This window comes from Rahnella sp. WP5, from assembly GCF_000745615.1.
Lineage (GTDB): Bacteria > Pseudomonadota > Gammaproteobacteria > Enterobacterales > Enterobacteriaceae > Rahnella > Rahnella aceris.
Genome location: NZ_JQJR01000014.1, coordinates 15,363 through 36,816 on the forward strand (window position 1 = coordinate 15,363; position 21,454 = coordinate 36,816).

Annotated in this window: 21 protein-coding genes and 2 tRNA genes; 14 read left to right on the forward strand and 9 right to left on the reverse strand. The window is 49.7% G+C overall.

Going from position 1 to position 21,454, the window contains the following annotated elements:
- Together EX31_RS13785 and EX31_RS13790 are read left to right on the forward strand one after the other, a co-directional pair.
- The gene (locus EX31_RS13785) at positions 1-858 is read left to right on the forward strand and encodes an efflux RND transporter periplasmic adaptor subunit (RefSeq protein WP_013576076.1); all 858 of its coding nucleotides are present in this window, start codon (positions 1-3) and stop codon (positions 856-858) included.
- Between the two features lie 9 nt (positions 859-867).
- Positions 868-2,919 (forward strand): FUSC family protein, encoded by a 2,052-nt coding sequence (locus EX31_RS13790; protein ID WP_037035270.1) that lies wholly within the window; start codon positions 868-870, stop codon positions 2,917-2,919.
- Positions 2,920-2,924: 5 nt separating this feature from the next.
- On the opposite strand, the gene EX31_RS13795 is transcribed toward EX31_RS13790, so the two are convergent.
- On the reverse strand, positions 2,925-3,821 hold the full coding sequence (locus EX31_RS13795) for an aldo/keto reductase (protein WP_037035271.1): 897 nt from the start codon (positions 3,819-3,821) through the stop codon (positions 2,925-2,927).
- Positions 3,822-3,950: 129 nt separating this feature from the next.
- The gene (locus EX31_RS13800) at positions 3,951-4,190 is read right to left on the reverse strand and encodes a DUF1289 domain-containing protein (protein WP_037035299.1); all 240 of its coding nucleotides are present in this window, start codon (positions 4,188-4,190) and stop codon (positions 3,951-3,953) included.
- Between the two features lie 406 nt (positions 4,191-4,596).
- Between EX31_RS13800 and EX31_RS13805 the strand changes: the two genes are divergently transcribed.
- From EX31_RS13805 to rnt, 3 genes are all read left to right on the forward strand, one after another.
- The gene (locus EX31_RS13805; protein ID WP_037035300.1) at positions 4,597-5,694 is read left to right on the forward strand and encodes an alkene reductase; all 1,098 of its coding nucleotides are present in this window, start codon (positions 4,597-4,599) and stop codon (positions 5,692-5,694) included.
- Positions 5,695-5,856: 162 nt separating this feature from the next.
- Positions 5,857-6,264, forward strand: a complete 408-nt coding sequence (gloA, locus tag EX31_RS13810; protein WP_013576081.1) for a lactoylglutathione lyase — start codon at positions 5,857-5,859, stop codon at positions 6,262-6,264.
- A gap of 92 nt (positions 6,265-6,356) precedes the next feature.
- A complete protein-coding gene (gene rnt, locus EX31_RS13815; RefSeq protein WP_013576082.1) occupies positions 6,357-7,073 on the forward strand; it encodes a ribonuclease T in 717 nt (238 codons plus the stop codon).
- 75 nt (positions 7,074-7,148) lie between these two features.
- Here the strand turns inward: rnt and EX31_RS13820 are convergent, their stop codons facing one another.
- Positions 7,149-7,508 carry a Grx4 family monothiol glutaredoxin gene (locus EX31_RS13820; protein WP_013576083.1) on the reverse strand — a complete coding sequence of 120 codons (360 nt, stop codon included), beginning with the start codon at positions 7,506-7,508 and terminating at the stop codon, positions 7,149-7,151.
- The gene (locus EX31_RS26500; protein ID WP_255347866.1) at positions 7,489-7,617 is read right to left on the reverse strand and encodes a hypothetical protein; all 129 of its coding nucleotides are present in this window, start codon (positions 7,615-7,617) and stop codon (positions 7,489-7,491) included. The genes EX31_RS13820 and EX31_RS26500 overlap by 20 nt, the downstream gene beginning before the upstream one ends.
- 353 nt (positions 7,618-7,970) lie before the next feature.
- Here EX31_RS26500 and EX31_RS13825 point away from each other — a divergent pair, with 353 nt between their 5' ends.
- Positions 7,971-8,870, forward strand: a complete 900-nt coding sequence (locus EX31_RS13825; RefSeq protein ID WP_037035272.1) for a C40 family peptidase — start codon at positions 7,971-7,973, stop codon at positions 8,868-8,870.
- Between the two features lie 165 nt (positions 8,871-9,035).
- On the opposite strand, the gene EX31_RS26555 is transcribed toward EX31_RS13825, so the two are convergent.
- A complete protein-coding gene (locus tag EX31_RS26555) occupies positions 9,036-9,155 on the reverse strand; it encodes a cytochrome bd-I oxidase subunit CydH (RefSeq protein WP_099049196.1) in 120 nt (39 codons plus the stop codon).
- 303 nt (positions 9,156-9,458) lie between these two features.
- Here EX31_RS26555 and purR point away from each other — a divergent pair, with 303 nt between their 5' ends.
- The gene (purR, locus tag EX31_RS13830; protein ID WP_013576086.1) at positions 9,459-10,484 is read left to right on the forward strand and encodes an HTH-type transcriptional repressor PurR; all 1,026 of its coding nucleotides are present in this window, start codon (positions 9,459-9,461) and stop codon (positions 10,482-10,484) included.
- Between the two features lie 37 nt (positions 10,485-10,521).
- Here the strand turns inward: purR and punR are convergent, their stop codons facing one another.
- Positions 10,522-11,427, reverse strand: a complete 906-nt coding sequence (punR, locus tag EX31_RS13835) for a DNA-binding transcriptional activator PunR (RefSeq protein WP_013576087.1) — start codon at positions 11,425-11,427, stop codon at positions 10,522-10,524.
- Between the two features lie 136 nt (positions 11,428-11,563).
- On the opposite strand from punR, the gene punC reads away from it, so the two are divergent.
- Together punC and cfa are read left to right on the forward strand one after the other, a co-directional pair.
- On the forward strand, positions 11,564-12,775 hold the full coding sequence (punC, locus tag EX31_RS13840) for a purine nucleoside transporter PunC (protein ID WP_037035273.1): 1,212 nt from the start codon (positions 11,564-11,566) through the stop codon (positions 12,773-12,775).
- 360 nt (positions 12,776-13,135) lie between these two features.
- A complete protein-coding gene (gene cfa, locus EX31_RS13845; protein WP_013576089.1) occupies positions 13,136-14,287 on the forward strand; it encodes a cyclopropane fatty acyl phospholipid synthase in 1,152 nt (383 codons plus the stop codon).
- A 78-nt stretch (positions 14,288-14,365) separates the two neighbouring features.
- Here cfa and EX31_RS13850 read toward each other — a convergent pair whose 3' ends face one another.
- Positions 14,366-15,019 carry a riboflavin synthase gene (locus tag EX31_RS13850; RefSeq protein ID WP_037035274.1) on the reverse strand — a complete coding sequence of 218 codons (654 nt, stop codon included), beginning with the start codon at positions 15,017-15,019 and terminating at the stop codon, positions 14,366-14,368.
- Between the two features lie 254 nt (positions 15,020-15,273).
- Between EX31_RS13850 and EX31_RS13855 the strand changes: the two genes are divergently transcribed.
- The 5 genes from EX31_RS13855 to EX31_RS13875 all read left to right on the forward strand — a co-directional run bounded on the left by EX31_RS13855 (position 15,274) and on the right by EX31_RS13875 (position 19,541).
- The gene (locus tag EX31_RS13855; protein ID WP_037035275.1) at positions 15,274-16,647 is read left to right on the forward strand and encodes an MATE family efflux transporter; all 1,374 of its coding nucleotides are present in this window, start codon (positions 15,274-15,276) and stop codon (positions 16,645-16,647) included.
- Between the two features lie 221 nt (positions 16,648-16,868).
- Positions 16,869-16,945: transfer RNA gene (locus EX31_RS13860), tRNA-Val, on the forward strand.
- Between the two features lie 29 nt (positions 16,946-16,974).
- Positions 16,975-17,051, forward strand: a tRNA-Val gene (locus EX31_RS13865).
- Between the two features lie 547 nt (positions 17,052-17,598).
- Positions 17,599-19,011 carry a pyruvate kinase PykF gene (pykF, locus tag EX31_RS13870; protein WP_037035301.1) on the forward strand — a complete coding sequence of 471 codons (1,413 nt, stop codon included), beginning with the start codon at positions 17,599-17,601 and terminating at the stop codon, positions 19,009-19,011.
- Between the two features lie 293 nt (positions 19,012-19,304).
- Positions 19,305-19,541 carry a major outer membrane lipoprotein gene (locus EX31_RS13875; RefSeq protein WP_013576093.1) on the forward strand — a complete coding sequence of 79 codons (237 nt, stop codon included), beginning with the start codon at positions 19,305-19,307 and terminating at the stop codon, positions 19,539-19,541.
- Positions 19,542-19,755: 214 nt separating this feature from the next.
- Here EX31_RS13875 and EX31_RS13880 read toward each other — a convergent pair whose 3' ends face one another.
- Together EX31_RS13880 and sufE are read right to left on the reverse strand one after the other, a co-directional pair.
- Positions 19,756-20,769: a L,D-transpeptidase family protein gene (locus tag EX31_RS13880; RefSeq protein ID WP_013576095.1), complete on the reverse strand. Its 1,014-nt coding sequence runs from the start codon at positions 20,767-20,769 to the stop codon at positions 19,756-19,758.
- Positions 20,770-21,030: 261 nt separating this feature from the next.
- Positions 21,031-21,444, reverse strand: coding sequence for a cysteine desulfuration protein SufE (gene sufE / locus EX31_RS13885; protein WP_013576096.1), 414 nt, complete (start codon positions 21,442-21,444; stop codon positions 21,031-21,033).
- Between the last annotated feature and the right edge of the window lie 10 nt (positions 21,445-21,454).

Below are 21,454 nucleotides of genomic sequence, written 5' to 3' on the forward strand. Positions count from 1 at the left end.
ATGAAATTTAAGACACTCAAATATTTTTCTACCGTGCTGGTTTTCGCGGTCGCAATTTGTGCAGGCTGGTGGATGTGGAATTATTATATGCAATCGCCCTGGACCCGGGACGGCAAAGTGCGCGCCGAGATTGTCAATATCACGCCGGAAGTTTCGGGGCGCATTATTGAAATAAATATCCATGATAACCAGTTTGTTAAAAGCGGCGACCCGCTTTTCAGTCTGGATCCGGTGCCTTTTAAAATCGCTGTTGATAATGCCGAAGCTGCGGTAGCGAAAGCCGCGGCTGATTTAGCCAAAGCCAGTCACGAAGCCCGGCGCCGCAGAGGGCTGGGTACCAATGTTATTTCCGCCGAATCCCTTGATGAATCCAATATCAGCGCCAAAGCCATGCAGGCGGCCTATCAGGCGGCACAGGCATCATTAGAACAGGCCAAATGGAATCTGAGTAAAACCACAATTGTTGCGCCGACTGATGGTTATATCACCAATCTGCAAACCCGCCGTGGAAACTATGCCACGTCCGGGACACCGCTGGTCGGGCTGGTGGATATTCATTCTTTCTACATTCTGGGATATTTCGAAGAAACCAAACTCAAAAATATTCGCGAAGGCAACATGGCGGATATCACACTATTTAACGGCAATATTCCGTTGCAGGGTCGGGTCGAAAGTATTGGCCGGGCTATTTATGACCAGAGCCTCGATGCCCCGGAAGATTTGCTGATGAATGTGAAACCCAATGTGCCGTGGGTACGTCTGGCCCAGCGCGTGCCGGTGCGTATTCAGCTTGAGAATGTGCCGGAACACGTGGTGCTGGTTGCCGGAACCACCTGCACAATCGCAATCCGTAATTAAGGCCGCGCAGTGAATCTTTCCTGGCTCGAATGGAAAAATACTCCGTGGGGAAAAGCCACGTGGGGTCAATGGCGCTATGCCCTGCGCAATTCCATCGCGATGATACTTGCGCTTTATATCGCTTTTGAATTTCAGATGGACGAGCCTTACTGGGCCCTGACCTCGGCAGCGGTGGTGAGTTTCCCCACCGTCGGTGGCGTTATCAGTAAAAGTATCGGGCGAATCATTGGCAGCCTGCTGGGTGCCGTGGGCGCGGTGTTTATTGCCGGACATTGTCTGAATGAGCCCTGGCTCTTCACTTTTGCCATTGCCGCATGGCTGGGGATTTGTACCTACGTCTCCAACCATTATCAGAACAACGTCTCTTATGCGTTTGCCCTGGCAGGTTACACGGCGGCAATCATTGCGTTCTCCACCGTAGACGTCAGCGATGCGACACAGATTTTTGATATCGCACAGGCGCGTGTCGGCGAAGTCATCACCGGTATTTTGTGCGGTGGTTTTATGATGATGGTGCTGCCCAGTACGTCCGACGGTGATGCCCTGCTCACCTCGCTGCGCAAAATGCATACCCGGTTGCTGGAACATGCGCAATTGTTGTGGCGTACGGAAATTTCAGATCAGATCAGAACGTCGCACGAAGGATTGATCGGCCAGATCCTGACCATGAATCTTCTGCGTATCCAGGCATTCTGGAGCCATTACCGCCTGCGTCGCCAAAATAATGTCGTTAATTATTTACTGCATCAGCAATTACGCATGACCAGCTACATTTCCAGCCTGCGCAGGATGCTGCTGAACTGGCCCCATCCCCCGGAAAATTTACAAGAGGTACTGGTCGTTTTGCTTGGTGAACTGCGTAAGCCGGACACGGATAAATTCAAGCTGTCCAGAATTCTGCTGCATATTCAGCCACAGGATACGTCTGATTTCCGCCATCAGGCTTTCTGGCACCGTTTACGCGATTTTTGCTGGCTATATCTTCGCAGTGAACGCTGGTTGCAACGGGTGGAAAATGCCAACGCAGCCAAAGCCGACACTCTCCAGCCACCGAAAATCAGCCATCTTGCCCAGCACACCGATACCCTTGAGGCCGCTTACAACGGGCTGCGGACATTTTTGTGTATTGTGATCGGTTGCGCCTTCTGGATGACGACGCAGTGGGATTCAGGTGCCGGTGCTGTGGCGCTGACGGCTGTCAGTTGCGTGCTTTATTCTTCCACGGCCTCGCCGATCAGCAGTATCACGCTGTTAATAAAATCATTGGGGTTACTGTTTGTCGGCTGTTTCCTGCTGAAATTTGGGCTGATGGTCCAAATCGACAATTTCTGGGTGTTCTGCGCTTTCTTCCTGCCGATGTTAGTAACGATGCAGATGATGAAACTACAATACAAACGTTACGCCGGTTTATGGGGGCAAATGATTGTGTTTATGGGATCTTTTTTAGCCGTCACGAATCCGCCGGATTACGACTATCAGTCTTTTATGAATGACGGCGTAGCGAAAATTGCCGGTGTGATGTTGGCCGGAATTGCCTTTCAGGTGTTAAGGCCCAGCTCTGATAAGCGCAAAAGCCGTCGCATTATCCGCGCCCTGCGTCGTGATTTTATGGATCAGCTTAGCCGTAACCCCTCGCTGAGCCATTTCCAGTTTGAATCCCTGATTTATCACCGGATGAATCAGCTCAATCAAAGTAAAGATCACCTCTCACGAACCTGGTTATTACGCTGGGGTGTGGTGCTGCTTAATTGCAGCCATATTGTCTGGCAGTTACGCGAATGGGAAACCCGCTCGGATCCGCTGTCTGCGGTGCGGGATGTGTGTATTCATTGTCTGAAAGGGGTAATGACGGAGCGCGGCGTCAGCCATGAAAATCTGGACGCCACGTTGATTGAGTTAATGCGGATGAGCAATTCACTGGCTCACCATCCCGAACCTGCGGCGCGTGAACTGGCAGGGGTGATCTGGCGTTTATACTGCTCGCTGTCACAATTGCAGCAGGCCATCTCAACAGAAGATGGCCCGGCGGATCCCGCGGTCAGCGCCACAAAACCCGCGTGAAAACATTAAGGTACATCAAATCCTAATGCGGCTTTACGAATGCGGAACCATTGCTGACGGGTCATTTCCAGAGACAATGACTTCAGCGCTGACTGCACGCGCCCGATTTTGCCCGAGCCGATAATCGGCAACGGCTCAGACGGCAGCCGCATGACCCAGGCGTAGACCACCTGTTCAATAGTGTCTGCGCCAATTTCATTCGCCACAGTCTGAAGTTCATCACGCAGCGGCTGGAATTCTGTATCGCTGAACAGACGACCGCCCCCCAGACAGGACCACGCCATCGGTTTGATACGCAGTTGCTGGCAAAGATCCAACGTGCCGTCAAGAATGGCGGGCTGATGAATGGGGGAAATTTCTAGCTGATTGGTCACCAGCGAAAACGGCAGACGCGATTGCAACAAGCTGAACTGTGCCGGGGTGAAGTTGGACACACCGAAATGTTTTACTTTGCCGCTTTTATGCAACCGCGTGAACGCCTCAGCGACTTCATCGGCATCCATCAGCGGATCCGGGCGGTGGATCAGCAATAAATCCAGATAATCGGTACGCAGATTGCGCAGTGATTGCTCCGCACGGTCCACAATGTACTGCGTATCCGTAATGTAATGACCGATTTTGTTGTCGGGATCTGCCGTGGTGGCGATGCCGCATTTACTGACCAGTTGCATTTTTTCGCGCAAAGAGGGGTTAAGACGCAACGCCTCACCAAATGCCGCTTCGCACTGATAGCCGCCATAAATATCTGCATGATCGACTGTCGTAATGCCCATTTCAATGTGCTGTTCCATGAACGCCAGAACCTGTTGCGGCGTCATGTTCCATTCCATCAGCCGCCAGTAACCACAAATCAGCGTTGAAAATACCGGCCCTTGCGGAGAAATCGGGGTGTATGCTTCCATTGTGAATCCCTTATATTTTCGATTTTCGACCCACAGAATACACAACGCCCGTGGTGCTGTATTGATGCGACGCGCAAGAATTGTCAGGAAGCGGACCGCCGTCACGATGGCGATAAATGACAGGTGAAATCAGAACAACTCCGGTTGCTGCGGCAAGGGTTCGTCCGGCTGTTTTCCTGCACGTTGCTGACGCTGCAGGCGTTGCTGACATAACCGCAGCACATGGCGTTTTTCTGTGTCAGTCATTTTTATCCAGCCGAAACGCTCCTCGCGGCTGCGCAGGCAGCCACGGCAATAACCGCGTTCATCAGCCTGACAAATGCCACGGCATGGACTGGGGATGTCAAAAAATTCGAGCTGCTGAGCCACACACCCTCCGCAAATAACGGTGAACATTTATTCAAGACGCTTTCCTGCTATCCCGCAAGGTAATTTACGTCTTATGTTTCATTCTTCAAATATCTGCAACACAGACCTGCTACCGTCCGTTTAGCCGTTTTCACCTGTCGGAAAATGGCCCTACTGTTTCGCAAGCCCTCACCAAGAAAACAGAGGTTTGCCCTCACCTCAGCCGGCACCCGCCGGCTCTTTTTCAATCTTTTTTGCCCTTAAAGTATGGATGCAAACCTGAAATCAGGATGCGTTTGGTGAAAAAGCACCGTGCGCGTAGTCACAAACAGGTCAGATGCGATAGAAAGGTGGCATTAAGAAAGGGTCGGGTGACGTGAAAGTTATCCATGAACGTCTTACCGATCAGTCCATTAACGTCGGAGTTATTGAAATGACCAAGCTTTTCACCCCCATTGTTGTCGGTAAAAACACGTTGTCTAACCGTGTCTTTATGGCACCGCTTACCCGTCTGCGCAGCATCGAACCGGGTGACATCCCTACACCGCTCATGGGCGAATATTACGCACAGCGTCACAGTTCTGGCCTGATCATTACTGAAGCCACTCAGGTTTCATTCCAGGCGAAAGGGTATGCCGGCGCACCTGGCCTGCATACGCCGGAACAAGTCGCTGCATGGAAAAAAATCGTGGACGGCGTACATCAGAAAGACGGACGCATTGCGGTTCAGCTGTGGCACACCGGACGTATCTCGCATAACAGCGTTCAGCCTGACAACCAGACACCGGTCGCGCCTTCGGCCGTCAACCCGAACACGCGGACCAGCTTGCGTGATGAGCAAGGTCACGCCATTCGTGTCGATTGCCCGACACCGCGTGCCTTAGCGCTCAGCGAAATTCCGGGGATCGTGAATGATTTCCGTCATGCTGCCGCCTGCTCCGCCGAAGCTGGTTTCGATTACATCGAACTGCATGCCGCGCACGGCTATCTGCTGCATCAGTTTATGTCTCCGGCGTCCAACCTGCGTGAAGATGAATACGGCGGCAGCATTGAAAACCGTACCCGTCTGACGCTGGAAGTGGTTGATGCTGCCATCGGGGCTATTGGCGCTGAACGTGTGGGCATCCGCATTTCGCCAATGGGTCCCTTCAACGGGCTGGATAACGGCGAAGATCAGGAACAGGCGGCTATCTACCTGCTCGATGAACTGAACAAGCGCAAACTCGCTTACCTGCATATCTCCGAACCGGACTGGGCTGGCGGCAAACCTTACTCCACGGAATTCCGGGCAGTGATCCGTGCGCATTATCAGGGTGTGATTGTGGGGGCGGGTGCTTACACCGCAGAAAAAGGCGAAGAACTGATCGAAAAAGGTTATATCGATGCCGTGGCATTTGGCCGCAGCTATATCGCTAACCCTGATCTGGTTGAGCGCCTGAAATCTCATGCGCCTCTCAACGAACCCAAACCGGAAACTTTCTACGGCGGCGGTGCGCAAGGCTATACCGATTATCCGACACTGTAATAATTAAAAAAGAGTGATTCACTCCTTGCAGCAGAAGAGGCCCTCCTTCTGCTGTTTTTTTTGGTCAGTCATTCAACAAGCCGTCGCCGTAATACAGACAAAACGGCGGCTATCAGTTAGGCTTGACCCGTTAACTCTCATCCTGCAAATAAAGAGGAACCTATGCGTTTACTCCACACCATGCTTCGCGTTGGCGATCTGCAACGTGCTATCAGCTTCTATACCGATGTTTTAGGTATGCGTTTGCTGCGTACCAGCGAAAACACTGAATATAAATACTCTCTGGCTTTCGTCGGTTATACCGAAGAAAGTGAAGGTGCAGTGATCGAGCTGACCTATAACTGGGGCGTCGACAGCTACGACATCGGCACGGCTTACGGTCATATCGCATTGGGCGTTGATAACGTCGCGCAAACCTGTGATGACATCCGTAATGCAGGGGGGAAAGTGACCCGTGAAGCCGGCCCGGTCAAAGGCGGATCTACCATTATCGCGTTTGTAGAAGATCCGGACGGCTATAAAATCGAGCTGATCGAATCCAAACACGCAGGTCAGGGGCTGGGGAATTAATCTTCCCCGAACACTGACAGGGGCGCAATCGCGCCCTTTTTTATTGACCCATTTTTGCCACAACCCTGCAAGTGGCGGCAAAATTTGCCATAATGCGTGCTGAATTCGATGAAGATAAGAAACTAATGGCCGAGAATAGTGACATTAACGCCCTGAGAGGCCGTTTTCGTGGTTTTTATCCCGTGGTTATCGACGTAGAAACCGCCGGATTTAATGCCAAAACCGATGCGCTGCTGGAAATTGCAGCCATCACCCTGAAGATGGATGAGGACGGCTGGCTGCAAAGCGATGAGACCGTGCATTTCCACGTCGAGCCCTTTGAAGGCGCGATACTGGTGCCGGAAGCCCTGGCGTTTAACGGTATCGATCCGACCAATCCGTTACGCGGTGCAGTCAGTGAATATGAAGCCCTGCATGAGATTTTCAAAGTCATCCGTAAAGGGATGAAAGAGCAAAACTGTAACCGCGCGATCATCGTGGCGCACAACGCCAATTTTGATCACAGCTTCCTGATGGCAGCGGCTGAACGTGCCGGACTGAAACGTAATCCGTTCCACCCTTTTGCCACGTTTGATACCGCCGCATTAAGCGGGCTGGTGCTTGGGCAAACGGTGCTGGCAAAAGCCTGTATCAGCGCGGGCATCGTCTTTGACAGCAGCCAGGCACATTCTGCGTTGTATGACACCGAGCGCACAGCCGAGTTGTTCTGCGAGCTGGTCAACCGCTGGAAACGCTTAGGCGGCTGGCCTCTGGCGCTTTCAGACGAAGAAGTCGAAGACGAAACAGCATCGGAAGAAAATCAGCAATAACAACTTTTGCACCGAACTGAAGACAAAAAAAGAGCGACATCATGTCGCTCTTTTTACTTTCCGGCCGAAAAACCGTTAGTCTTCTGTCGTATTACTCTCTTCAGAAGATTTGTATTTCTCAGCGGTTTCTTTGATCAACTGCTGCAGTTCGCCGCGCTGGAACATCTCAACCACGATGTCGCAGCCGCCAACCAGTTCACCGTCAACCCACAGTTGCGGGAACGTTGGCCAGTTAGCAAATTTTGGCATCTCAGCACGGATGTCCGGGTTCTGCAGGATATCCACGTAAGCGAAACGCTCGCCACAGGCTGAAAGCGCCTGAACAGCCTGAGCGGAGAAACCGCAGCTTGGCAGTTTTGGCGAACCTTTCATGTACAGCAGAATCGGGTTTTCAGAAACTTGCTTCTGAATTTTTTCAATTGTTGGAGTGGTCATTTCTTGCTTCCTCAAGCCGGTACAGGCTGTCACGATCATTACTCTTCACGCGCAGCATAAAGAGACGGTGCGCAATCACAATACCTTCTATTGTAACGATGGCAGCCATCAGATAAAAACGCCATTTTTTGTGGGGTCTTTCTCAATACTGGCATTTTATTTAACAATCTTTAATGTGTGCGCTCAGGCTCACATCTTTAAACATTCATTGAGAATAACATTTTTGACGTTCACCGATAACGCCAGATTTGCAAAATTCCATTCTTTAACTCAAATATTAACACCATGAAAAGTGGTTATTTTTTTGACTAAAAATGGCGGTTATTTCGACATAAAAAAAGCCATTAACTTTTTCTCACAATATGATCTAGAATCGAGTCAATTCGTGCTTTTTTGTCAGGTTCTTTTAGGCAATACTCTGACATCCCTGATGTTTAACCTACCACTCATGGTAACGAAGCTATGCGCTTACTGTTCACGCTTTTTGTGCTGCTCTTTACCCAGCTATTTCTGAATATGGCACATGCATCGCCGCAGACACGTGTTTCTGCCGATCAGCGTAAAAGCCATGTTAATCAGGCTGCACCTGAAGAACGGCGAAAGCGAAAAACGGTGGCCGCGAAAACCAGTAAAAAAACTAAAATCGCGCCAGTGACAGAACAAAAAATTCAGGACAAGAATTCGAAGAAGAAAGTTAAAAGCACCGAACTGGCTAAACGAAAGACCACGACGGAGAAAAGTGTCAAAACGACCCGGGCCGAAAGTAAAAAAGAAAAGACACTGAAGACCACGCGGGCCGAAAGCAAAACAGAGAAACACGTCAAAACCCGTTCACTCGCGAAAAACAGCACAGAAAGGGTCAGTAAAAAAGAAGCGTATGGCCGGCACCGTAAAGGTAAAAAGCCTGAAGAAGACAGCAAACCGATTACGCTAAGTGCAACGCATAAAAAACGCTATCAGCATGCCCAGCAAACGGCGATGACCAAACTGATGCATCAGGTAGGAAAACCGTATCGCTGGGGCGGAACCTCGCCGAATACCGGTTTTGATTGCAGCGGCTTAGTCTATTACGCCTACAAAGATTTGATCCGTATTAAGATGCCACGCACAGCGAATGAAATGTATCACCTGCGCGATGCGGCTCCGGTTAAACGCGGCGAACTTGAAAGCGGTGATCTGGTGTTCTTCAGAATCAATAACCGCGGCGCAGCAGACCATGTTGGTGTTTACGTGGGGAACGGCAAGTTTATTCAGTCTCCAAGAACGGGCGAAGACATTAAAATCACCTCTCTCGGCGACGATTACTGGCAAGATCATTATGTGGGTGCACGCCGGGTAATGACGCCGAAAACGATCCGATAATAAACAATTCGTTAAGTCTGAAGTTTCGCTAATCAGCCATTGAATAGCATTTAACGAAGAGTTTCTGCAGGGAAGAGTATCGGCGGTAACGGCCACTGCGTAAAATTGAAAAGGGCGATTCCTGTAACAGGAATCGCCCTTTTTTATCGCGGTTCACTTACTGAATCAGTTCATCACCGCAGTGAAGCTGAAAGCGATAATCATAAGCAAAGCGCATACCGTGGTGATCAACGATAATTTCAGGTTGCTGTCCATCAAACCCCCTTTCGGATCAAATTGTGGCATTTTTTAAGCCACACTAATTGTGTGCCAACGCATTTTCGCATAATTAACATTTAAAATCTTGTGCTGAATGACAATGTATCCCTGAGAATTTTACTTCCACTTTCCTGCATTATAAGAGAAAATTGTCGGTTAACACGCCTGTGTGCCGGTTGATTTCACCCGAGAGTATTTCACGCCTCATTCTGAAGAATCCACCCAACGATTTCACTGCCCTTTTAGAAGCCAGCAGTGAGATCCACGCAAGCAAACGATTAACATAATGCTAACGTGCTGAAACACGTGAGTTCAGGAGTCATTGTTTACATGGCAACGATTAAAGATGTCGCAAAGCGCGCTGGCGTTTCCACTACAACCGTGTCGCACGTCATCAATAAAACACGTTTCGTCGCCGAAGAAACCAAAGAAGCGGTTCTCCTTGCAATCAAAGAGTTACATTACTCGCCGAGTGCTGTAGCCCGCAGTCTGAAGGTCAATAACACCAAAACGATCGGTCTGCTTGCCACCTCCAGCGAAGCGCCCTATTTTGCCGAAGTGATTGAAGCCGTAGAAAACAGCTGCTTCTCCAAAGGCTATACGCTGATTTTGTGTAACTCGCATAATAATCTGGAAAAACAACAAGCCTACCTGCAAATGCTGGCGCAAAAACGCGTCGATGGCTTGCTGGTGATGTGCGCGGAATATCCTGATGAGTTGCTCAATATGCTCGAGGAGCACCGTTCGATCCCAATGGTGGTCATGGACTGGGGCGAAGCGCGTAAGAACTTCACCGACAGCATTATTGATAATGCTTTCGAAGGGGGTTACATGGCCGGGCGTTATCTGATTGAACGCGGTCATCGTGATATTGGGGTGATCCCGGGCCAACTGGCACGTAATACCGGCGGTGGCCGCTTCCAGGGTTTTGTGAAAGCACTGACTGAAGCCAATATTCCGCTGCGTGACGAATGGGTAGTTCAGGGCGATTTCGAGCCAGAATCGGGCTATCAGGCGATGCATAAAATTCTGATGCAGAAGCACCGCCCGACTGCCGTATTCTGTGGTGGCGATGTGATGGCAATGGGCGCAATCTGTGCCGCAGACGAACTGGGCCTGCGCGTTCCTCAGGATATTTCCGTGATCGGTTACGACAATGTGCGTAACGCCCGCTACTTCTCCCCCGCGCTGACAACCGTGCATCAGCCGAAAGAACGTCTGGGTGAAATGGCCTTTACCATGTTGCTGGACAGAATTGTCAGTAAGCGTGAAGAGTCTCAGACCATTGAGGTGCATCCGAAACTGGTCGAACGCCGTTCCGTAGCCGATGGTCCGTACCGCGATTACCGCCGTTAACAGATATCGAACGCCTGCAGATGCAGGCGTTTTTTTTCTAATCGCGCAGCCATTCCTGATTCATGGTTTCTGTATCGCCCATATATTCCAGCAACCAGGCCAGCGAGGGTGACGGATTGCTTTGATCCCATGTCAGGCAACACGGGCTGTCGGGAAACGTATTTTCCAGCGTCAGCACCTGCAACTTTTTCTGTTCTATCCACGGCGTGACGCGATGAACCGGCATCATACCCACGCATAAGCCCTCGGTCAGGCATTCCAGCGCGCAGGTCCAGTCTGGCACGACCAGCCGCCGCTGGTTATCCAGCGTCCATGTATCCCGCTTAGGCAATGTCCGGGAGGTGTCTTCCAGACAGAGTGCAGGATAAGGCCGCAACTCATCATCATTCAGCGCGCCGGATAACTGCGCAAGCGGATGTTGCGGGCTGACGACGCAATGCCAGTCCATAAATCCCATGTCACGAAAACTGAAGCCCCCGCCAACCGGTATCGCGCGTGTAGCACCGATCGCCACGTCTGCCCGCCCGTCAACCAGCGCATCCCAGACACCATTAAACACTTCTGAGTGAATAATGAGTTCGGTGTCCGCAAAATGGCGGTAGAAATCGAGCACCAGACGCCGTGTCCGTGCGGGTTTTACAATCCGGTCAACCGCCACACGTAATTCGCCGCGCCAGCCGTTCGCCACCTGCTGACACTGCCGGCGCGTGGCTATCATTTTTTTTGTCAGAATCCGCGCTTCATCGACAAAAACCTTTCCCGCAGGCGTCAGTACCACGTCACGATGGCGACGTTCAAACAACGGCACGGCCAGCCACTGCTCAAGCTGACGGACGGTATAGCTGATAGCAGAAGGCACGCGGTGCAAATCTTGCGCTGCCGCACTAAAACTACCCGTTCTTGCCACGGCATCTACCACTTCAAGGGCGTATTCTGACCACATAATTCAGCCTTCAATATTTTTGATAGCAGAGTGCAAATATTAGCGTTTCACAAGCCTGTTATCAAAGCGTTAAACTCCGCCTCCGGTATGTAATCTGCATCACATCATCTGCAATAAATAAATTAACGAGACGATAATGAAACCCTCCTTTGGATTTATGCTCTATCTCGCGGGACTGAGCATGCTGGGCTTTTTAGCCACTGATATGTATCTGCCTGCGTTCAGCGCCATGCAAACCAGTCTGATGACCAGCCCCGGGATGATCAGCGCAAGTCTGAGCATTTTTCTCGGCGGATTTGCTCTCGGTCAGTTGTTATGGGGGCCGTTGTCAGACAGGATCGGCCGTAAACCGGTATTGCTTCTTGGTCTGACACTGTTTGCGGTCGGTTGTCTGGGCGTTATCTGGGTTGAGAATGTACGCGCCCTTCTGGCCCTGCGCTTCTTACAGGCGATGGGCGTTTGTGCCGCCGCAGTCACCTGGCAGGCAATCGTTGTTGACCGTTTCTCTGCCGATGTGGCAAAAAAAACCTTCGCCAGCATTATGCCGTTAGTGGCTCTTTCTCCGGCACTGGCACCATTACTTGGTGCGTGGGTACTCAATCATTTTGACTGGGAAGCCATTTTTGCTCTGCTGACCGCAGTCGCCGTCGTCCTGGTGCTGACGACGCTGACTCTGCGTGAGAATAAACCTGCAAAACAAGCGAAGGCTGATAAAACAGGGTTTGCGACGTTACTGAAATCGCCTGTTTACAGCGGGAATGTCATGATTTATGCCGCCTGTTCAGCCGGATTCTTTGCGTGGTTAACGGGTTCACCGTTTATCCTGAGCGACATGGGTTATTCACCCGGTGCCATCGGGCTGAGCTATGTCCCGCAGACTATTGCTTTCCTGCTTGGTGGTTTTGGTTGCCGTGTTGTGATCAGCAAGCTGGACGGTAATAAAATTCTGCCATGGTTACTGGCGGGTTACGGCGTCAGTATGGTGACTTTGTTCTGTGTTGCCATGTTCACGGATGCCGGGCTGATTAGCCTGCTGCTCCCTTTCTGTCTGATGGCTTTGGTGAATGGTGCAACCTACCCAATTGTTGTCGCAAATGCATTAATGCCGTTTCCTGCTAATACAGGCAAGGCGGCAGCATTGCAAAATACGCTGCAGCTCGGGCTGTGCTTCCTTGCCAGCTTGCTGGTTTCCGCATTTATTGTGCATCCGCTCATGGCGACAGTCACGATCATGCTGTCTACACTATTGTTGGTAGTTTTGGGCCGCTGGCTCTCTTTGCAGCATGAAAGCCCGCAAGACAATGGACAGGAATCAGAGCAGGAAGCTCAGACAAGGCATGCTAATTAATAGTGATAATACCCTGATGTAACAGTCACTTAACGGGCATTTTCATTCATCACGATTAACTATTGAGAATGCCTGCCAGCGAGCCTATACTCAACAAAACCAAATAAAATAGCACTTTTACAAAACTTTTATCACATACTTAAGCCAGACGCGCGGACAGTGTCACACTTATTTTTTTGTACTTTTTCAAGGATGATTTTCCTGCACGTCTTACGGCGCGCAGGCGTTCTTCTTAATTTCCTCTGTTGGTGTCGAATATCGGGCGAGGCGCTAGTCGTCTGTTCTCATAAAGACCTGCAAAAATAGCCTTTGCTTTTCCCGGCAGGTTAATAAGTCAGAAGAGAAAGTGATGGAGAAGCTATGAGTTCATCGTGTATAGAAGATCAAAGCATTCAGGACAATCAGTGGTACCGGATCGCCAGTGAAATGCTGGCGATGGCAGATATTCAGGTAAACGGTAATCGTCCTTTCGACCTTAAAGTAAAAAACACTGACTTCTTTAAGCGTGTTTTACAGGAAGGTTCTCTGGGCCTCGGTGAAAGTTATATGGACGGTTGGTGGGAATGCGACCGTCTGGATATCTTTTTCCAGCGCGTTATTCGTGCCGGTTTGGAAAGTAAACTCCCCCACCATTTTAAAGATACTTTACGTGTCGCCGCAGCACGCCTGACCAATCTGCAATCCCGCAAACGGGCGTGGATTGTTGGCAAAGAGCATTATGATCTGGGCAACGATTTATTTACTCTGATGCTCGACCCGTACATGCAATATTCCTGCGGCTACTGGAAAGAGGCCACTACGCTTGAAGAAGCACAGGAAGCAAAACTCAAAATGATCTGTGACAAGCTGCAATTAAAACCGGGACAGCGCTTGCTGGATATCGGTTGCGGCTGGGGTGGATTATCAGAGTTTGCGGCAAGAAATTATGGCGTGAGCGTTGTGGGTGTCACGATTTCTGCTGAACAACAAAAACTGGCTCAAAAACGCTGTGAAGGGCTGGATGTCACAATCCTGCTGCAGGATTACCGTGACCTTAATGATCAGTTTGACCGCATTGTTTCTGTCGGGATGTTTGAACATGTGGGTCCGAAGAATTATCAGACCTATTTTAATGTCGCCAAACGCAATATCAAACCTGACGGCATTTTCCTGCTGCACACCATCGGTTCTAATAAAACAGACCTTAATGTCGATCCGTGGATTGATAAATACATCTTCCCCAACGGTTGCCTGCCGTCGGTTCAACAAATTGCACAAACCAGTGAGTCATTATTTGTAATGGAAGACTGGCACAATATCGGCGCTGATTATGACCGCACGCTGATGGCGTGGAATGAACGCTTCCAGAAACACTGGCCGGAACTGGCGGAAAAATACGGTGAACGTTTCCACCGCATGTTCACCTACTACCTGAATGCCTGCGCTGGTGCTTTCCGCGCCCGGGACATTCAGTTGTGGCAAGTCGTCTTTAGCCCACAAGGCGTTGATGGCGGAATGCGCGTACCACGCTGATAGTTGTATGCGTTAGCTAATAAAAAACCGGACACTGAATGTCCGGTTTTTTTATGTCAATAAAGGGTCTGAGATAACTTATTCGGCTTTATCAATCATCGCCTGTGCCGTAGCGATCGCCGCTTCACGACTGGCTAATACGCGTTCGACCGTATCGACAATCGCCTGAGTTTGCGGATCGATTTCGATATTAATTTTGTCGCCCAGACGTTTCATGCCCAGCGTCGTGCGTTGCAAGGTTTCCGGAATTAAATGGACACAGAAACGGGTGCGGGTCACTTCACCGATGGTGAGACTAATACCGTCGATACCGATATAACCTTTATGTAATACATATTTCATCAAATCTTCATGCGGCATACGGAACCAGATCTGACGGTTATTTTCTGACGTCAGGATTTTTGCCACTTCCGCCGTACAAATAATATGACCAGACATTAAATGTCCGCCAATTTCATCATTAAAACGCGCTGCACGTTCCAGATTAACTGAGTCGCCCTCTTTCAGTTCGCCCAGATTTGTCAGGCGCAGGGTTTCTTTCATCAGATCAAAACTCACCAGGTCGCCGTTCACTTCAGTCACCGTCAGGCAGCAACCGTTATGTGACACCGATGCGCCGAGTTGCAGGTTATCCAGCATATCTTCAGGTAAACGAACAACATGGGTACGGAAATTGGGTTTCTCGTCGATCGATACGACCGTGCCGGTTCCCTGTACAATTCCGGTAAACATAGCCTTTTCCTCAATGTTTGAATCTGTTGTATTAAAACGTCACTCCGTTCAGTTTGCCGCAGAATTAATTGAAAGCCAAATCTCTGCAAGAAGAAATAGCACCGTCTGCTTCAATTCCATTATTTAACCAACTATTAACAGCTTTGTTTGCTTAAAAATACCGACAATGTACAATCTTCGGACTATTACTCTCTGTTTAATGCCATCTGTTGTGGCGTTTTTTATTCAATATAATCAAGAAAAAAGGTGTATCTGTGCAGAAGTACCTTGCAGAAGCGCGGGTTTTGTTAGCGCTTGCCATCCCGGTCATCCTTGCGCAAATAGCCCAGACATCCATGGGCGTTGTGGACACAATAATGGCGGGATCGGTCAGTGCCACGGACATGGCTGCCGTCGCTGTCGGCACCTCAATCTGGTTGCCGGCGATTTTATTCGGACACGGTTTACTCTTGTCACTGACACCAACCATCGCGCATTTAAATGGAGCCGGGCGTCGCGATAAAATTGGTCATCAGGTTCAGCAAGAATTCTGGCTGGCGTCGGGGGTTTCGGTGCTGATCATCGCGGTGCTGTCACAGTGCGACCATATTCTTAGCCTGATGCATAATATTGATCCCGAACTGAAAGCAAAAGCCGTCGGCTATCTGCATGCCATTATGTGGGGCGCTCCGGGCTATTTATTCTTCCAGGTGCTGCGTGACCAGTGTGAAGGTTTGTCAAAAACCAAGCCAGGCATGGTGTTCGGCTTTATCGGTCTGCTGGTGAACATTCCTGTGAATTACATTTTTATTTACGGAAAGTTCGGTGCGCCCGCGCTCGGTGGCGTCGGCTGTGGTGTCGCCACGGGGACCGTATATTGGGTCATGTTCTTCATCATGCGGATTTACGTACGTCGCAATCGTGCCCTGCGCGATACTCAGCCGCATTCGCGGTTTGCGAAACCCGACTGGCCGACATTGCGCCGTCTGATCCAGCTCGGTATGCCAATCGCACTGGCATTATTTTTCGAAGTGACACTGTTTGCGATCGTTGCCCTGCTCGTCTCCCCACTTGGGATCGTGGCTGTCGCCAGTCACCAGATTGCGCTCAACGTCGGTTCCCTGATGTTCGTCATTCCGCTGTCTTTAGGTGTCGCCGCCACGATTCGTGTGGGTTCGCGGCTGGGTGAATCGTCGGTTGAAGGCGCGAAGATTGCGGCTTATACCAGTATAGGAACGGGAATTATGATGGCCTGTTGCACCAGTCTGACGGCCATCATTTTCCGCGAGCACATTGCCTCCCTTTATAATGACAGCCCGGAAGTCGTCACTCTGGCTTCCCATCTTCTGATTTTTGCTGCGCTGTTTCAGATTTCAGATGCGATTCAGGTTATCGGTAGCGGCATTTTGCGGGGTTATAAAGACACACGTTCCATCTTCTATATTACGTTTGTCGCTTACTGGGTGCTGGGCCTGCCGGTAGGGTACGCTCTCGGACTGACCGATATTCTGGTTCCGCAGATGGGCCCCAGCGGTTTCTGGTGCGGATTTATTCTGGGGCTGACCTTCGCAGCGCTGATGATGACATTGCGGATGCGCTGGTTACAGAAGCAACCGTCTTACACCATTTTGCAAAAAGCGGGCCGTTAATCCCCCCGGCTTCATCCGCGTGCTGTGAATATCTGTTCCGGCGCGCGGATTTTTCAGCCATTGCGCTGGCTGTTATGTCTAAAAAAACAACGCAATGCACATAAGCTCGGCAGTCACGCACAATATGACAGGAAAATGTCTTTTTTCCCTTGCCAGTATTCAGAGAGGTCGTTAATATTCGTCCCCGTCGCCAACACTGGCTGATGAAAAAGAAAAACGATGCGTCCGTAGCTCAGTTGGTTAGAGCACCACCTTGACATGGTGGGGGTCGGTGGTTCGAGTCCACTCGGACGCACCATCTTTCTTAGCAGTACCGTTGCATATTGTGCGTCCGTAGCTCAGTTGGTTAGAGCACCACCTTGACATGGTGGGGGTCGGTGGTTCGAGTCCACTCGGACGCACCAAAGCAACTTTCTGAACTCTCCCTTGTGCATCAAACTCCCTGGAACGACCTGAACCTCTCTGCTGGCTTTTATTTTCCCTGAGAAATTTACGTTAAGTCATCCGTTTGTATTTTTTAAGATTATTTCCCGTATGTATCATTTTTGACACTTGCGTGAACAAACCGTTATCACTTCTGCTTTCACCCCTGCCCGCATTGGATAATTTCAAAACAACGTTCCGAAATCTGCCCTAAGCTTGCGCCGCATCACGTTTTTTATTTGGTTTCCCAACCTGTTCCCCTCTATAATACGCATCGTCTCTTCGATTGAATGGTTTCAGCCCCTTGATCTGTCGATATCGCACTTACAAAAGCATCACCACTCCAGTAGCGATGATAAATCGCACAAATCGCTATGCTTTGGCTGAACTTACTACACCATTCCTTGCACAGTCTTCTACGCTTAGTAATGATTTGCTTCAATCAGGCACCACCTCAATTCCGCGCGGGCAGCGATGCTGTCAGGCAAACACTTTTCCAATCCATCACAACTTGTAGATAAAATCGTCATGAAAAAGACCAAAATTGTTTGTACCATCGGACCGAAAACTGAATCCGAAGAAATGCTGACCAAGCTGCTTGATGCAGGCATGAACGTTATGCGTCTGAACTTCTCTCACGGTGATTATGAAGAGCACGGTCAGCGCATTCAAAATATCCGCAACGTGATGGCGAAGACCGGTCACAAAGCGGCAATTCTGCTGGACACCAAAGGTCCTGAAATCCGCACCATGAAACTGGAAGGCGGCAAAGACGCTTCTCTGGTTGCGGGTCAGACTTACACTTTCACCACGGATCAAAGCGTTATCGGTAACACCGAACGTGTTGCGGTTACCTATCAGGGTTTTGCTGCTGACTTGAAAATCGGCAACACCATTCTGGTCGATGACGGCCTGATTGGTATGGAAGTGACCAACGTCACCGAAACCGACGTGACCTGTAAAGTGCTGAACAACGGCGACCTGGGCGAAAACAAAGGCGTTAACCTGCCAGGTGTTTCTATCGCACTGCCAGCGCTGGCTGAAAAAGACAAACGTGACCTGATCTTCGGTTGCGAGCAAGGCGTTGACTTCGTCGCGGCTTCTTTCATCCGTAAACGTTCTGACGTTCTGGAAATCCGTGAACACCTGAAAGCACACGGTGGCGAACACATCCAGATCATCTCCAAAATCGAAAACCAGGAAGGCCTGAATAACTTCGACGAAATCCTCGAAGCGTCAGACGGCATCATGGTTGCCCGTGGTGACCTGGGTGTTGAAATTCCGGTTGAAGAAGTTATCTTCGCGCAGAAGATGATGATTGAGAAATGTAACCGTGCACGCAAAGTGGTTATTACCGCTACGCAAATGCTCGATTCCATGATCAAAAACCCACGCCCTACCCGTGCAGAAGCTGGCGACGTAGCTAACGCCATCATCGACGGTACCGACGCAGTGATGCTGTCTGGTGAAAGTGCGAAAGGTAAATACCCGCTGGAAGCTGTAACAATCATGGCTACCATCTGTGACCGTACTGACCGCGTAATGCAAAGCCGTATTGATGGCCAGAACGAAAATCGCAAGCTGCGTATCACAGAAGCGGTTTGTCGTGGTGCTGTTGAAACTGCAGAGAAACTGGACGCGCCACTGATCGTCGTTGCCACCAGCGGCGGTAAATCAGCAAAAGCCGTGCGTAAATACTTCCCGCATGCGACTATCCTTGCCCTGACCACTAATGAAATCACCGCACGTCAGTTGATCCTGACCAAAGGTGTGGTGACGCAACTGGTGAAAGAGATTGCTTCTACTGACGACTTCTACCGTATCGGTAAAGAAGCGGCGATTGAAAGCGGTCTGGCACAGAAAGGTGATATCGTAGTGATGGTTTCTGGCGCACTGGTACAGAGCGGTACAACCAATACTTCATCGGTGCATGTTGTTTAATTAAAAACGTGACCAAGAGCATTAATGAACGCCGCGAAATGTGGCGTTTATTTATTCAAAAAGTATCTTCTTTCATAAAAAGTGCTAAATGCAGTAGCTGCAAAATTGGGATAAGTCCCATGGAATACGGCTGTTTTCGCTGCAATTTTTAACTTTTTCGTAAAAAAAGATGTTTCTTTGAGCGAACGATCAAAATATAGCGTCTACCGGCAAAAAATTATTCTCATTAGAAAATAGTTTGTGTAATACTTGTAACGCTACATGGAGATTAACTTAATCTAGAGGGTTTTATAATGAATCGCACTAAACTGGTACTGGGCGCTGTAATCCTGGCTTCAACTATGCTGGCTGGTTGTTCAAGCAATGCTAAAATCGACCAACTGTCTTCAGACGTTTCTACTCTGAACTCTAAAGTTGACCAACTGAGCAACGACGTGAACGCAATCCGTTCTGACGTTCAAGCAGCTAAAGACGATGCAGCTCGCGCTAACCAACGTCTGGATAACCAAGCTCACGCTTACAAGAAGTAATATTTACTTCTCTAGTTCAATGGCGCACTCAGTGCGCCATTTTTTTTACCTGCAATTTCATTATGTTTTTTTTCTCCCTCGCATTCAGGTCTTTGAATCATCACTAAATCCACCATTTAAAACGCCCTCAATCACTCACGTGAATGTCAGACATAAAAAAGGGACCATGATGGCCCCTGAAGTTTAAATCGTTTCTGATGTGTTTCTGCGACGTTTACTGCGTACTGGCTGTATTGACTGCCGGTTCGCCCGAAGTCGCTGTTTGCGGCTGATTGATAGCCGGTGGTGTATCCCCCGCTTTATCGCCAACGCTGACAACAACCGGCATACCCGCACGGCGTTTAATCGCTTCTTTTACCATCTCAGCGTTAGTCTCATCATGCTTAATAAATTTCTTCATTGCTGCAGTCAGAGGAATTGGTTTGGTTTGCGGGTCATCTTTCTCCGTGTGGGACAACGGCTGATGCACCTCGATATAGCGTTTACCGTCCGGTTCGATATCAAACTTGATTGGCTGATTCACGATTTGTACGCGTGTCCCTTTAGGCACCGAGTTAAACAGCGCTTCGATATCGTCAGGACGCAGACGGATACAACCGGAACTGACGCGCATACCAATGCCGAAGTTCGCATTGGTGCCGTGGATCAGATACTGTCCTGTTCCTGCAGACAGACGCATCGCAAACAAGCCCATCGGATTATCCGGCCCGGCTGGGACCATGCCCGGCAATGTGATCCCCTCTTTCAGATAGGCTTTACGGATATTGGCAGTGGGCGTCCAGGTAGGATTGGGGATCTTCTGGCTGACTGATGTCACCATCTCCGGTGTGTTACGCCCTAACTGGCCGATACCAATCGGATAGACAATGACTTTGTCCTCGCCTTTCGGATAGTAGTAAAGACGCATTTCAGCCAGATTGACTACGATACCTTCACGTTTGGTATCCGGTAACAGCATCTGCGAAGGAATGGTCAGCACAGTTCCGGCTTTTGGCAAATAAGGGTCAGTTCCCGGATTCGCTTCCAGCATCGCAATCAGGCCAATCTGGTATTTGGCTGCCACGTCTTCCAGCGGCTTACCGTCGTTGGGCACAACATACGTTGTATTTTCGCCAATCAGGCGGCTATTATCCGGCGGCAAAGGGTATTCTGCTGCACTTGCGGTCATGGAATGCGTTGCCATTATTGTGCCAACTAACATTGCCAGAAGGGGTAATGCGCGTCTCATACTCAGTCCTTTTTCGGCCTGCGCTCAGCGAATCTGAGGCAAGACAATTATCTTGTCCGGTAATATTAGCAGCACAGAATTTCATGGCAATCAAACCACTGTAAATCAGAAAGTTACCTTACAGAAGTCAGAATAAAAAGCAGGAGGATAGTGGGTTGAAAAATCAGGAGTAAAAGGAGATATGTGCAGAGAAAGAAGTCATCTGCCTTGCTCATTAGCAGATAATTCCTAATGAGCAAGGCAGTACAGCAGCGAGCGGTATTAAGACAACTCTGCGGCTTTAGCGCGAATAGAGCGAATCATCGCTTCCAGCCCTTGCGAGCGTGAAGGTGTCAGATGCTGGCTCAGTTCAAGTTCAGTGAAAAACGGACGCACATCCAGTTCAACCACATCACGAGGCGTTAAACCCTGATACAGGCTGAAGACAATCGCGACCAGACCTTTAACAATGGCTGCATCACTGTCACCTTCGAAGGTCAGTGCACCATTTTCATCAGTGCGCATCACAATCCATACCTGACTCTGGCAGCCGGAAATCAGGTTTTGATCCTGACGGTATTCTTCCGGTAAAACCGGTAACTGGCCACCCAGCTCAATCACGTACAGATATTTTTCTTCCCAATTCGGGCATCGGGAAAAGTTTCTGACTAACTTGTTTCTATCTGGCAAAGCCATAAAGACATCC

Coding starts and splice junctions, on each gene's coding strand:
- EX31_RS13785 (WP_013576076.1), top strand. CDS start 1: ATGAAATTTAAGACACTCAAATATTTTTCTACCGTGCTGGTTTTCGCG.
- EX31_RS13795 (WP_037035271.1), bottom strand. CDS start 3,821: ATGGAAGCATACACCCCGATTTCTCCGCAAGGGCCGGTATTTTCAACG.
- gloA (WP_013576081.1), top strand. CDS start 5,857: ATGCGTTTACTCCACACCATGCTTCGCGTTGGCGATCTGCAACGTGCT.
- rnt (WP_013576082.1), top strand. CDS start 6,357: ATGCGTGCTGAATTCGATGAAGATAAGAAACTAATGGCCGAGAATAGT.
- EX31_RS13820 (WP_013576083.1), bottom strand. CDS start 7,508: ATGACCACTCCAACAATTGAAAAAATTCAGAAGCAAGTTTCTGAAAAC.
- EX31_RS26500 (WP_255347866.1), bottom strand. CDS start 7,617: ATGGCTGCCATCGTTACAATAGAAGGTATTGTGATTGCGCACCGTCTC.
- EX31_RS13825 (WP_037035272.1), top strand. CDS start 7,971: ATGCGCTTACTGTTCACGCTTTTTGTGCTGCTCTTTACCCAGCTATTT.
- EX31_RS26555 (WP_099049196.1), bottom strand. CDS start 9,155: ATGCCACAATTTGATCCGAAAGGGGGTTTGATGGACAGCAACCTGAAA.
- purR (WP_013576086.1), top strand. CDS start 9,459: ATGGCAACGATTAAAGATGTCGCAAAGCGCGCTGGCGTTTCCACTACA.
- punR (WP_013576087.1), bottom strand. CDS start 11,427: ATGTGGTCAGAATACGCCCTTGAAGTGGTAGATGCCGTGGCAAGAACG.
- punC (WP_037035273.1), top strand. CDS start 11,564: ATGAAACCCTCCTTTGGATTTATGCTCTATCTCGCGGGACTGAGCATG.
- cfa (WP_013576089.1), top strand. CDS start 13,136: ATGAGTTCATCGTGTATAGAAGATCAAAGCATTCAGGACAATCAGTGG.
- EX31_RS13850 (WP_037035274.1), bottom strand. CDS start 15,019: ATGTTTACCGGAATTGTACAGGGAACCGGCACGGTCGTATCGATCGAC.
- pykF (WP_037035301.1), top strand. CDS start 17,599: ATGAAAAAGACCAAAATTGTTTGTACCATCGGACCGAAAACTGAATCC.
- EX31_RS13875 (WP_013576093.1), top strand. CDS start 19,305: ATGAATCGCACTAAACTGGTACTGGGCGCTGTAATCCTGGCTTCAACT.
- EX31_RS13880 (WP_013576095.1), bottom strand. CDS start 20,769: ATGAGACGCGCATTACCCCTTCTGGCAATGTTAGTTGGCACAATAATG.
- sufE (WP_013576096.1), bottom strand. CDS start 21,444: ATGGCTTTGCCAGATAGAAACAAGTTAGTCAGAAACTTTTCCCGATGC.